Consider the following 11,690-nt stretch of genomic DNA (forward strand, 5'->3'; position numbering starts at 1 on the left):
TCGGGCATGGCAGTCAGACCCCCTGGATCTGCAGGGCGACGGGCGTTCCGGCAACGAAGGGGACGTCGCCGATCCGGCCCAGCGCGGCGTCGAGTTCGGCGGGGCGGCAGGGGTGGGTGACGATCAGGACCGGCGCGTCCCCCCCATCGTGGTCATACTGGCGCATCCGGTCGATGCTGATGCCGTGCTCGCCCAGGATGGTGGCGACACGCGCCAGGGCGCCCGGCTCGTCGCGTAGGGACAGGCGTAGGTAATGGGCATGCGGGCTGGCGGTGGCGGCGCGTCTGGCGGGGGCCAACGTCTGGGCCGGTACGCCGAAGACGGGGACGGCGCAGCCTCGCGCGATGTCGCAGACGTCGCCCATCACGGCGGACGCGGTCGGCCCCTCGCCCGCGCCCGCGCCGCGCAGGACGATCTGGCCCACCGCGTCGCCTTCGATGACGACCATGTTGGTCGCCCCCTCCAGCTGACCCAATGGACTGTCGGCGGGAACCAAGGTCGGCCGCATCGACTGCTCCACCCCGTTCGCTCCCGCCTGGGCGACGCCCAGCAGCTTGATGCGATACCCCATGTCGCCCGCGCGGCGGATGTCGTCGATGCTGACCCGCTCGATCCCCTGCAGGGTGACGCCCTCGAAGTCGACGCGCTGCCCGAAGGCGATGGCCGACAGGATCGCCAGCTTGTGGCCCGCGTCGATCCCGCCCACGTCGAGCGTCGGGTCTGCCTCCAGGTAGCCCAGGTCCAACGCCTCGCGGAACACGTCGTCATAGGGCAGGCCGGCCCCCTCCATCCGGGTCAGGATATAGTTGCAGGTGCCGTTCATCACGCCCATCACCCGGGTCACGCGGTTGCCGGCCAACCCTTCCAGCAACGCCTTCACGCAGGGGATGCCGCCCGCGACCGCGGCCTCGAACCGCAAGGGGACGCCTGCGGCATCTGCGGCTTCTGCCAGGGCCTGACCATGCAGGGCCAGCATGGCCTTGTTCGCCGTCACCACAGCCTTGCCCGCCGCGAGCGCGGCTTCGACGGACGCTTTGGCCGGCCCGTCCGACCCGCCCATCAGTTCGACATAGACGTCGACGTCGTCCCGTTTCGCCAGTGCGACGGGGTCGTCCTCCCACCCATAGGGCGACAGATCCACGCCGCGGTCGCGGTTGCGGGTGCGCGCACCGACGGCGGCGATCCGGATGGGTCGTCCGCAGCGGGCTTCCAGCAGGTCCGCCTGCCCCTGCACGATCTTCACGACGCCCGCGCCGACGGTGCCGAGCCCCGCGATCCCGAGGCGGAGGGGGGTGGTCATGGCGCGGCTCCGTGATGCGGTGATGTCCGGGCGGAGGCGTAGCCGCAGGGTGCGGCGGGTGCAAACGGTGGCCCGGACGTCCCGACCCCCTATTCCGCCGCGTCCACCTCGTCCGGGGTGACCAGCCCCAGCCCGCGGAGGTATATGCCGATCCCGGCCTCCAGCAGATCCTCAGGCGGAAAGGGGACGTTGGCGCCGGTGGGGTTGCGCGCGAACAGCTCCACCACGCCGTGGGACATCGCCCAGATGTGGGCCGAGAACATCGACGGCGGGGGCCGGCGGTCCGCGGGTATGCGTTCGGCCAGCGCACCGGCGGCGCGGTCCAGCACGGCGGCGGAGCGGCTGGACGCGCGCGACAGTTCCGGTGTCTGGCCGCGGGCCAGGCCCGATTCGAACATCGCCATGTAATGGCCGGGAAAGCGGCGGGCGAAGGCCAGATAGGCGCGGCCCGTCGCCTCGAACGCGGCCAGGGCGGAGGGCTGGCCGTCGCGGTAGGCATGTTCCATCAGGTCGGCGAAGATGCCATGACCCTGCACGGCGCATTCGACGATCAGATCCTCGCGTCCCTCGAAGTGGCGATACACGGCGGGGGGCGTCACGCCCGCCTCCCGCGCGGCCTCCGACAAGGTGAAGCCGGTCGGACCCTTCGCCTCGATCAGCCCGAGGGCGGCCTCGACCAACGCCTGCTTCAGGTTGCCATGATGGTAGCCGCGCTTAGGCACCTTCGAGCCAAAGCCCCGTCCCACCCGCGATCGCATCGTCGATCCGCAGCGCGCCGTCATCCCGTCCGTCGTAGGGCAGGCGCACCAGGACGCTGCGGATGGCGTTCAGGCGCGCGCGCCGCTTGTCGTCCGACCGCACCACTGTCCAGGGGGCGAAGTCGAAGTCGGCCCGGTCGAGAGTCTCGCCGATGGCAACGGTGTAATCGTCCCACTTCGGCAAACCGTCCACGTCGATGCGCGACAGCTTCCACCGCTTCAGTGGATCGCCCTCGCGCGCGAGCATGCGGCGCAACTGCTCCACCCGGCCGACGTTCAGCCACAGCTTCACCAAGACGATGCCGTCGTCGGTGATCAGCTTCTCGAACGCCGGCAGCTGGTCGAAGAACGCATCCCGTTCCGCGTCGGTGCAGAAGCCGAACACCTTCTCGACCACGGCGCGGTTGTACCAGGACCGATCGAAGATCGTCATCTGCCCCGCGGTGGGCAGATGCGCGACGTAGCGCTGGAAGTACCATTGCCCGGCTTCCGTCTCGGTCGGCGCGGACAGGGCGACGTGCTTGGCCCTGCGGGAGGACAGGTTTGCCGTCAGGCGCCGGATCGCGCTGCCCTTGCCGGCCGCATCGCGTCCCTCGAAGACGACGGCGACCCGTGCGCCGGACCGGTCGATCCAGTCCTGGCACTTCACCAATTCGATCTGCAGGGCGTCGAGCTGATCCTCGTAATCGGACTTCTTCATCCACTTGTCGTAGGGATAGCCGTCGGTCACGACCTCCCTCCTGCCGACGGAGGTCACGGCCGCGCGGACGTCTTCCGGGGCTCCCTCCTCGGCATAGCGGCTGATGGCGCCGTCGAACGGTTTGGTCATGAGGTCGTCCTCCGCTGGTTGGCCGGGAACCTAGCACGCGACGTCATTCCTGCACCCGCCCGATCCGGTCCAGGTCGAACGGCGTCGTCTGGTAGATCTGGTTGATCCAGTTCCCGAACAGCAGATGCGCATGGCTGCGCCAGCGGTTCAGCGGCGCTTTCGCCGGGTCGTCGCCGGGAAAGTAGCCCAGCGGGGGATCCACCGGCGCCCCTTCGGCGACGTCGCGGGCGTATTCGCGCGCCAGGGTGTCGCTGTCGTACTCGAAGTGGTTGAAGATGTGCAGGCACCGCCGGGCCGCATCCTCCACCAGGCAGGGACCGGTGCGGTCGGAAGCCAGCAGCACCTCCATGCCCGCGTCCTCCAGCTCGTCGCGGCGCGTCTCGGTCCAGCGGGAGACCGGGATCACGCAATCGTCGCTGAAGCCCCGCAGATAGGGGGACGCGGGACGTTCGACCGTGACGCGGTAGCAGCCGAACGCCTTGGCCGGCAGCATGTGCTTGGGCACGCCGTGGAAGTGCCAGGCCATCGCCATCGCGCCCCAGCAGACGCCGAAGGTCCGATGAACGTTGGTCTGCGTCCAGTCCATCACCTCCGTCAGCTCGTCCCAGTACGTCACGTCGGCGAAGGGAAGGTGTTCGATGGGGGCGCCGGTGACGATTAGGCCGTCGAAGCGCTCACCCTTCACGTCCTGGAAGGAGCGATAGAACGCTTCCATGTGCTCGGGCGCGGTGTGGCGCGACACGTGCTCCGTCATGCGCACCAGCGTCAAGTCGATCTGGAGCGGCGTGGCGCCGATCAGGCGGGCGAACTGCGTTTCCGTCGCGATCTTCATCGGCATCAGGTTCAACAGCGCGATGCGCAGCGGGCGGATGTCCTGGCGCGTCGCGGCGTCCACGCCCATGACCATCACGCCCTCGTCCGACAGGACGCGATAGGCGGGCAGGTCGCGGGGCAGCGTGATCGGCATGGGGACGGGTCCGATGGCGGTGGCGATAGCGGCGGCGTCCGGACCTATGCGGCGGCGGCGTGCCTGCCAAGGGCGTCCTCGACCATGGCGATCACGTCCGTGGCATCCCGGGCGAGGGCCACGTCGGCCGCCGGAACCGTCACGCCCCAGTTGCGCGCGATGGCCGCATAGCGCGGCTGGCGTTCCGCGATGGCTGCCGCATAGGCATGGCGCGCGAAGTCGTCGGGCACGACGTCGTCGCCATGGGCGGCGGTGAAGGCCGTCCACTGCGCCATCAGGAACTCCGGCCGGTAGCACATGGGCTTGGGCGCCGCCGCGAAGCGGTCGATCAGGGTCTGGGTGTGGTCGGGCGCCCCTTCGATCCACACGAGAAGCGTATTGTCGGCCAGGGCGCGAAGGGCGGGGTCCCGGGGGTCGTCGGGATCCACAACCTCGCAGGTGGAGCCGCCGGTGTCGCAGGCGAAGTGATCGTAGCCATACAGGTCCACCGCGCGCTCGATGAAGTGCGGGGTATCGATCAGCGCGTTGACCTCCGCCCGGCGGTGCAGCTCCTGGCGGCGCTCGTACTCGTCCAGGGGCAGGCCGCCCCGGTCGGGATTGCCGGGCTGCCCCAGATAGGCGGACAGAGGCTCCAGGTTCTCGAACGTCATGTTCGAGCCGATCCAGATGCTGTCGGACCGTAGCAGCTTCGCCAGATAGGGAACGGTCATCGCCGCGCGCTTCAGCTCGTCGGCGATGTGCTCGCCCATATAGGCCGTGCCGATCCGGTAATCGACTGAGTAGTGGAACCACGGCCCCTGCCCGCGCAGCATCCGGCACACATGGGTCTTGCCCAGGCCCGACATGCCGAAGAACGTCACGCGTCGCGAGTTCGCCTGCCGCCAGGCGCGGGGGCCGTCGTAGATCATCCCCGTCCGCTAGCCGGGCGGGCCCAGGCGGTCAATCGCGCCCAGGCGCGGCCGTCCAGCACGATCAGGCCCAAGGCCAACAGGGCAAACCCCGCGAAGGCGTTCGCGCCCAGCGCCTCGTCGCGTGCCCACGCCCCCAGCACGATGGCGACCGGCGCCACCAGCAGCGTGCACAGCATCAGGTTGCCGGACCCCGCCACCCGCAGGATTCGGAAGTACAGCAGATAGGCGAAGGCCGTGGCGATCACGGCATAGTACGCGACCGCCGCCCAGGTGTCCGGCTGGCGGGGCCAGACCGCGCCATCGATCCACAGCGCCGCGGGGATCGCGACCAGGGACGATCCGGTCAGCATGCCCGCCGCCGACACGACGGGGGACAGGCCGCTCAGGCGGGTGCGCGCCCACACCCCGGCGAACGCATAGCTCACCGTGCCCGCCAGCACCGCCAGCTGCGCCAAGGACCGCGGGTCGACGTCCAGCAACGCGCCGGGCCCGATGGCGGTCACGACGCCCGCGAAGCCCAGCGCCACCCCGACCGCGCGCTTGGGCGTCAGCCGTTCGTCGGGCAGGAGCAGGGCCGCCACGAGCACCCCGAAGATGGCCGTCGCCGCATTCAGGATCGAGGTCAGCCCCGTCTCGATGAAAAGCTGCCCCCAGGCCATCAGCCCGAAGGGCAGCACGTTGTTCAGCAGCCCCATCACCAACAGCGCCCCCCATACGCGCGGATCGTGCGGCACCGACAGGTTGCGGACGACCACGACCGCCCAAAGGACCAGCGCCGCCAGGCCGACCCGCCACGCGACGGAGGTGACGAACGGGATTTCGTCCAGCGCGGTGCGGATCGCGAGGAAGCTGCCGCCCCAGATGGCCGACAGGAGCAGCAGTTCGAACCAGGCGCGGGTGGTGAGGACGGGGGCGGCCATGACGCGGCGGCTAGCACCCCTGCGGCACGTTCGCGACCTGGATCGTGCGGATCCTCACTCGGCGCGTTCGGGCGATCCCTGGGGGTGGACCTCGCCGAGTTGATCGTCGCCGCCCAGCCAATAGTTCGCAGCATAGCCATGGATCAGGATGGACAGGATGATCGTGACCGTGGCGACTCGCCAAACCGCGTCGATGTCCCCGAACTGCGCGTGGTTCTGCGCGTAGGCGATGTAGAACACCGACCCCATGCCCCGGATCCCGAAAAAGGCGATCTTCTGGCGGCTGGTCCGGCGGCACTCGTGTCCCAGCATGGCCGCCAGGCCCGCCAGCGGTCGGATCAGCAGGATCAGCGCGAGGGCGAAGGCGACCTCCTCCCACCGCAGGCCGGACAGCGCCCCCATGCCGACGAAGGTGCCGAGCCACAGCAGGAGGATCGCCAGGAGGATCGCCTCCAGCTGCTCGGCGCCGTGGTGCGCGAACTTCTCGTAGCCCTCGTCGTTGGTGCCGCGGGTCCGCGTCCGAGCGGCCCGCGCCGCGAAGAACACCGCGAGGAAACCGTATCCATCCACCCCCTCGGTGATGCCATAGCTGAGCAACGTGGAGGCCAGCGTCACGACCACCGCGTTCCACGCCCCGTTGGATCCATCCCCCAGGGGCGAGAAGATCACCCACGAGATCGCCCATCCCACGGCGTAGCCGATCACCACGCCCGTCACGACGCGGTATGTCAGGTCGAAGGACAGCCACGACCACAGCCAGGCCTCGCCCGTCGTCACCTGCGCCACCCCATAGGTCGCGGCGTGGATCGCGAGATACACGAAGGGAAAGGCCAGGCCGTCGTTCATCCCGGCCTCCGCCGTCAGCGCCAACTCGCTCGGCGCCTCGTCCTGGCCGGGCGGGGCGACCTGCACGTCGCGGGCCAGGACGGGGTCGGTGGGCGCGAGGGCGGCGGCCAGCAGCAGGGCCGCGGGCAGGCCCATGCCCAGCCAGGAATGGCCCAGCACGGCCACGGCTACGATGGTCAGCGGCATGGCTACCATCAGCAGCCGCCAGGTCGGGTTCCAGTTGCGCCACGACATCGGAGTGTCGATGGCCAGCCCCGCCCCCGCCAGGCTGATGATGACGATCAACTCGGCCGCATGCTCGATCACCGCCGTCTGCAACCCGCCGGCGAGCGGGTTGACCAGGGCGATGCCGAGGGCGGTGAAGCCGAACCCCGCGATGACGTAGAAGAGCGGCAGGTTGAAGATTCGGTAGCGCGCCAACGCAGGCTGCAGTGTCAGGCCCATCAATCCCAGACCCACCATGGTATAGACCGCATCCCGCGCGTCGATCGTGGCCCACATGGCGATCCGTCCCCTTCAGGTCATCGGGAGGTAAACCGTTGCAACCGTTTGGCGAGAGTCGCTCGTTAGGTTGCCGCCACCTTGGCCAGGTCCTTGGCGATGGCGAAGCCACCCTTGATGCGATCGGCTTCGGCGGTGGCGTCCGCGCGGATCACGAGCTTGTCGCCCTTGACCTGCGCCGCGCCCTTCCAGGCCTTGATGTAGTCGACCAGCCCGGCGGGGTTGGGGAACGTGCCGCCGTGGAACTCGATCGTGGCCCCCTTTCCGCCGACGTTCAGCTTCTCGATGTTGGCGCGCTTGCACATCGCCTTGATGCGGACGACGCGCAGCAGGACGTTCACCTCGCGCGGGAGGGGGCCGAAACGGTCGATCAGCTCGGCCGCGAAGCCTTCCAACTCCACCTTCGTCGACAGCCCCGACAAGCGGCGGTAGAGGCCCAGGCGGACGTCGAGGTCGACCACGTAATCCTCCGGGATCAGGACGGGCACGTCGAGGCTGATCTGCGGCGACCATTCGTCGGACAGCGCGTCGGCCAGACCCGCATCGCCGGCCTTCAGTTTCTGGATCGTCTCCTCCAGCATCGAGTTGTAAAGCTCGAACCCGACCTCCTTCATCTGGCCGGACTGTTCCTCGCCGATGATGTTGCCGCCCCCACGGATATCAAGATCTTGGGAGGCGATGTTGAAGCCCGCCCCCAATGCGTCGATGCTGCCCAGCGCCTTCAGACGACGCTCGGCGGCGGGCGTCAGCTTTGCGCGCGGCTTCGTGGTGAGGTACGCATAGGCGCGCGTTTTGGAGCGACCCACCCGGCCCCGGATCTGGTAGAGTTGCGCCAATCCGAACATGTCAGCCCGCCAGATGACCATCGTGTTCGCGGTGGGGATGTCGATGCCCGACTCGATGATCGTGGTGGACAGCAGGACGTCGAACTTGCCGTCGTAGAAGGCGTTCATGCGTTCGTCCAGGTCGCCCGCCGCCAGCTGCCCGTGGGCGATGACGTAGGTGACTTCGGGGACCTGCTCGCGCAGGAAGGCTTCCATCTCCGACAGGTCGGCGATCTTGGGCACGACGACGAAGGACTGCCCACCGCGGAAATGCTCTCGCAGCAGGGCCTCGCGGATGGTGACGGCGTCGAACTCGGACACGTAGGTGCGGATCGACAGGCGGTCGACGGGGGGCGTGCCGATCACGGACAGGTCGCGGACGCCGGTCAGCGACATCTGCAGCGTGCGGGGGATCGGCGTGGCCGACAGGGTCAGGACGTGGACGTCGGAGCGCAGCTCCTTCAAGCGTTCCTTGTGGGTCACGCCGAAGCGCTGTTCCTCGTCGATGATCAGAAGGCCCAGGTCGCGGAACTTGACGCTCTTCGCCAGCAGCGCGTGGGTGCCGATGGCGATGTCCACGGTGCCATCCGCTATCCCCGCGCGCGTCGCGGCGGCGGCCTTCGCCGACACGAACCGGGACAGTTGGCGCACGTTCAGCGGGAAGCCCCGGAAGCGGTCCTTGAAGCCCGCCGCGTGTTGGCGCGACAGCAGCGTCGTGGGCGCGATCATCGCGACCTGCTTGCCGCTGGCGGCGGCCACGAAGGCGGCGCGCATCGCCACTTCCGTCTTGCCGAAGCCCACGTCGCCCACGACCAGTCGGTCCATCGGGTTGCCCGATGCCAGGTCCGCGCGCACGTCCTCGATCGCCTGGAGCTGGTCGTCCGTCTCCTCGTAGGGGAAGCGCGCCTCGAATGCGGCGTACATGTCGGCGGGGGGTTCGAGGATGGGGGCCTTGCGCAGCGCCCGTTCGGCCGCGATCCGCATCAGCCGTTCGGCGATCTGGCGGATGCGTTCCTTCAGCTTGGCCTTGCGCGATTGCCAGGCACCCCCGCCCAGCTTGTCCAACAGGCCTTCGTCGTGGCCGTAGCGGGACAGGAGCTCGATGTTCTCGACCGGCAGGAACAGACGGTCGCCGCCCGCATATTCCAGCGCGATGCATTCGTGGGGCGCGCCCGCGGCGGTGATCGTCTCCAACCCCAGATAGCGTCCGACGCCGTGATCGACGTGGACCACGAGGTCGCCGACCGACAGGGCCTGCGCTTCCGTCAGGAAGTTCTCTGCCCGCCGTTTCTTCTTCTTCGTGCGGATCAGGCGTTCGCCCAGCACGTCCTGCTCGGACACGACGGTAAGGTGGGTGCCGTTCCAGGGTCCTTCGAACCCGCGGTCCAGGGGCCATACGGCCAAGCCCAGCTCGCCCGCGCCGACTTGATCGGCGCGGCTGACGTCGCGCAGGCCGGGGACGTCCTGATCCTGCAGCAATCCGGTCAGGCGTTCGCGGGCGCCGGCCGAATAGCTGGCGATCACGACGCCGCCCCCGTCGCGCTTGTCGGCGACGTGGTCGGCTAGTTCGGCGAACAGGTTGACGTCGGACCGCTGGCGTTCGGGGGCGAAGGACCGCCCGACCCGGCCGCCGAAGTCCAAGACGCCCGGACCGGGCGCAGCGGCGAAGGGGGACAGGTGCAGGACCCGGCGTCCGTCCAGGGCCCGCGCCAGCGCGTCAGGCGACAGGTACAGGCCGCCCGGGGGGGCGGGCTTGTAGACCGCGTCGACGCGGGAGCGGGACTTCATCGCGTCCAACCTATTGTCGTACATGTCCTTTATGCGGTCCCACCGTTCCGCGTGGCGGGCGATGGAGCCGTCGTCGAGGACGAAGGCGGCGTCGGGGAGATAGTCGGCCAGCGTTTCCAACCTCTCGTGGAAGAACGAGAGCCAATGCTCCATGCCCTGCGCCTTGCGGCCCGCGCTGACGGCTTCGTAGAGGGGGTCGTCGCTGCCGGCGGCGCCGAACTCCGCGCGATAGGTCTGTCGGAAGCGGGTGATCGCCGGACCATCGAGTATGACCTCGGATACCGGCGCGAGTTCGATGGCTTGCAGCGTCTCGACCGTGCGCTGCGTGGCGGGGTCGAACCGGCGCAGGCCGTCCAGGACGTCGCCGAACAGGTCCAGGCGGACGGGTTGGGGCTGACCGGGGGGCCAGATGTCGATGATGCCTCCGCGGGGCGACCATTCGCCGGGTTCCGTGACGGTGGGGGATTGGGAAAAACCCATCCGGACCAGGAAGTTGCGCAGCGCGTCCTCGTCGATGCGCCCGTCCACCCGGGCGGCGAAGCCCGCGCCCTTCAGGGTGGCTCGGGCGGGGATACGCTGGGACAAGGCGTTCAGGGTCGTCAGCACCACCAGTCGGCCCGACAGGCCGTGCGCCAGGGCGGTCAGGGCGGCCATGCGCGCGGCGCTGATGTCGGGGGCGGGCGACACCCGGTCGTAGGGCAGGCAGTCCCAGGCCGGCAGGCGCAACGTGTTGGTTCCAGGGGAAAAGAAGCGGATGGCCGATGCCATCGCTTCCAACCGCTTGTCGTCGCGGGCGACGTGGACGACCGGGTGCCCACGCTCCAACTCGCGCAGGAGGACGGCGGCGTCGAAGCCTTCGGGGGCGCCGCCCGCCCGCAGGTGGCCTGCCTGCAGAGGCGCGATGGAAAGGGAGGAATCGTCCGGCATGGGCGGCGACGTAACCGGGTGGCGTGGGGTGTCAACGGGCCCCGTGCGGTGGGGGGCACCCCCCGTGCACCCCCCGTGCATACGCAGAGGCACCGTCTCCGGTCGACGTCGCGTGACATGCGACCGTTCCGATCGGGGGGCGGTGTCCGCCGGTCCGCCCGGTCAGACGCCCAGGACGTTCGCGTTCAGGTTTGACCACATGCCCCACAGGGAGGTCGCGAAGACGGACACGAAGCCCAGGGCCTGGACGATGCGGCGGTGGCGGATCAGCAGGGGCGCCACGTCTTCCGGCGGGGTGACGACGACGCGGCGGGCGGTTGCCAAGGCCAGTCCGCCGACCAGCGCCAGGGGGACGACCAGGAGGGCCACGGCCTGCGCGAACTCGACCCCGTAGATCAGCGCCAGGACCAGCAGCACCGTCAGCGCGAAGGTCCCGATCGCGGTCAGGGCCAGGCCCGAGGCGTCGGCGATGTGGATCATGCGGCGGGCGTGGACGTCGGCCAGGACGACCGTGTCGTGGAGAGCGACCGCGTCGCCATCCAGCGCGCGGCGCAGGAGGTCCACGGGCACACCGACGGCGCGATAGGACGCAGCCGACCAGACCGTGCCCAGCGCGATCCAGAACCACAGGTTCGAGAACGAGCGGAGGTCGATCACCTCCATCGCGGTTTCAAGGAAATACGCGTCCACGCCGACCCTCCGACCGGGGGTGTGGCAAGCGTGACGCAGGCGTGCAAGCGCGCGCGGTTGCGGGACACGGGCGTCCATGCCACGCAGGCGGGCAAGTGTCGCAAAGGTGCATCATGGCCGCCGTCCACCACCCCGCCCCCCTGCCCCTGTCGCGTCCCCGCCGCCTGCGCCGCACCGCCGCCCTGCGGGGGCTGGTGCGCCAGGATCGCCTCCATGCCGACGACCTGGTCTGGCCCCTTTTCGTGCGCGACGGCGAAGGCGTACTGGGGGAGGTGCCGTCGAGGCCCGGCGTCGGGCGCCGGGCCGTGGTCGGTCGGGGCCGTCCACGGGCGCGGCGCGCAGGGCCAGGCCCATCTCGGCCATCGTCGCCATGAGGTCGCGCAGGGTCATCCCGTCCGCGCGCGCCGTCAGCGCGGCCCGCGCCCGGCA

General features: G+C 69.6%; 10 protein-coding genes. 1 reads left to right on the plus strand and 9 read right to left on the minus strand.

Features of this window, described 5'->3' with window-relative positions:
* Window positions 1-13: 13 nt before the first annotated feature.
* From P0084_RS02865 to P0084_RS02905, 9 genes are all read right to left on the minus strand, one after another.
* Entirely contained in the window at window positions 14-1,300 is a 1,287-nt protein-coding gene (locus P0084_RS02865; RefSeq protein WP_308915289.1) for a homoserine dehydrogenase, read from the minus strand.
* Between the two features lie 89 nt (window positions 1,301-1,389).
* Entirely contained in the window at window positions 1,390-2,022 is a 633-nt protein-coding gene (locus P0084_RS02870) for a TetR/AcrR family transcriptional regulator (protein ID WP_308915290.1), read from the minus strand.
* The gene (ppk2, locus tag P0084_RS02875) at window positions 2,015-2,887 is read right to left on the minus strand and encodes a polyphosphate kinase 2 (RefSeq protein ID WP_308915291.1); all 873 of its coding nucleotides are present in this window, start codon (window positions 2,885-2,887) and stop codon (window positions 2,015-2,017) included. The genes P0084_RS02870 and ppk2 overlap by 8 nt, the downstream gene beginning before the upstream one ends.
* Before the next feature lie 43 nt (window positions 2,888-2,930).
* The gene (locus tag P0084_RS02880; protein WP_308915292.1) at window positions 2,931-3,854 is read right to left on the minus strand and encodes a homoserine O-succinyltransferase; all 924 of its coding nucleotides are present in this window, start codon (window positions 3,852-3,854) and stop codon (window positions 2,931-2,933) included.
* 44 nt (window positions 3,855-3,898) lie between these two features.
* Window positions 3,899-4,762, minus strand: coding sequence for an ATPase (locus P0084_RS02885; protein WP_308915293.1), 864 nt, complete (start codon window positions 4,760-4,762; stop codon window positions 3,899-3,901).
* Window positions 4,759-5,685 carry a DMT family transporter gene (locus P0084_RS02890; protein ID WP_308915294.1) on the minus strand — a complete coding sequence of 309 codons (927 nt, stop codon included), beginning with the start codon at window positions 5,683-5,685 and terminating at the stop codon, window positions 4,759-4,761. The genes P0084_RS02885 and P0084_RS02890 overlap by 4 nt, the downstream gene beginning before the upstream one ends.
* 54 nt (window positions 5,686-5,739) lie before the next feature.
* Entirely contained in the window at window positions 5,740-7,032 is a 1,293-nt protein-coding gene (locus P0084_RS02895; protein ID WP_308915295.1) for a cation:proton antiporter domain-containing protein, read from the minus strand.
* A gap of 65 nt (window positions 7,033-7,097) precedes the next feature.
* Window positions 7,098-10,571, minus strand: coding sequence for a transcription-repair coupling factor (gene mfd, locus P0084_RS02900; RefSeq protein ID WP_308915296.1), 3,474 nt, complete (start codon window positions 10,569-10,571; stop codon window positions 7,098-7,100).
* A gap of 162 nt (window positions 10,572-10,733) precedes the next feature.
* Window positions 10,734-11,261, minus strand: coding sequence for a component of SufBCD complex (locus tag P0084_RS02905; RefSeq protein WP_308915297.1), 528 nt, complete (start codon window positions 11,259-11,261; stop codon window positions 10,734-10,736).
* Between the two features lie 113 nt (window positions 11,262-11,374).
* On the opposite strand from P0084_RS02905, the gene P0084_RS02910 reads away from it, so the two are divergent.
* Window positions 11,375-11,635, plus strand: coding sequence for a hypothetical protein (locus tag P0084_RS02910; RefSeq protein WP_308915298.1), 261 nt, complete (start codon window positions 11,375-11,377; stop codon window positions 11,633-11,635).
* Window positions 11,636-11,690 lie beyond the last annotated feature (55 nt).

Origin of the sequence: Jannaschia maritima (assembly GCF_030973515.1) — a bacterium.
In the GTDB taxonomy this organism is placed as follows: domain Bacteria; phylum Pseudomonadota; class Alphaproteobacteria; order Rhodobacterales; family Rhodobacteraceae; genus Jannaschia; species Jannaschia maritima.

Coding starts and splice junctions, on each gene's coding strand:
- P0084_RS02865 (WP_308915289.1), bottom strand. CDS start 1,300: ATGACCACCCCCCTCCGCCTCGGGATCGCGGGGCTCGGCACCGTCGGC.
- ppk2 (WP_308915291.1), bottom strand. CDS start 2,887: ATGACCAAACCGTTCGACGGCGCCATCAGCCGCTATGCCGAGGAGGGA.
- P0084_RS02880 (WP_308915292.1), bottom strand. CDS start 3,854: ATGCCGATCACGCTGCCCCGCGACCTGCCCGCCTATCGCGTCCTGTCG.
- P0084_RS02885 (WP_308915293.1), bottom strand. CDS start 4,762: ATGATCTACGACGGCCCCCGCGCCTGGCGGCAGGCGAACTCGCGACGC.
- P0084_RS02890 (WP_308915294.1), bottom strand. CDS start 5,685: ATGGCCGCCCCCGTCCTCACCACCCGCGCCTGGTTCGAACTGCTGCTC.
- P0084_RS02895 (WP_308915295.1), bottom strand. CDS start 7,032: ATGTGGGCCACGATCGACGCGCGGGATGCGGTCTATACCATGGTGGGT.
- mfd (WP_308915296.1), bottom strand. CDS start 10,571: ATGCCGGACGATTCCTCCCTTTCCATCGCGCCTCTGCAGGCAGGCCAC.
- P0084_RS02910 (WP_308915298.1), top strand. CDS start 11,375: ATGGCCGCCGTCCACCACCCCGCCCCCCTGCCCCTGTCGCGTCCCCGC.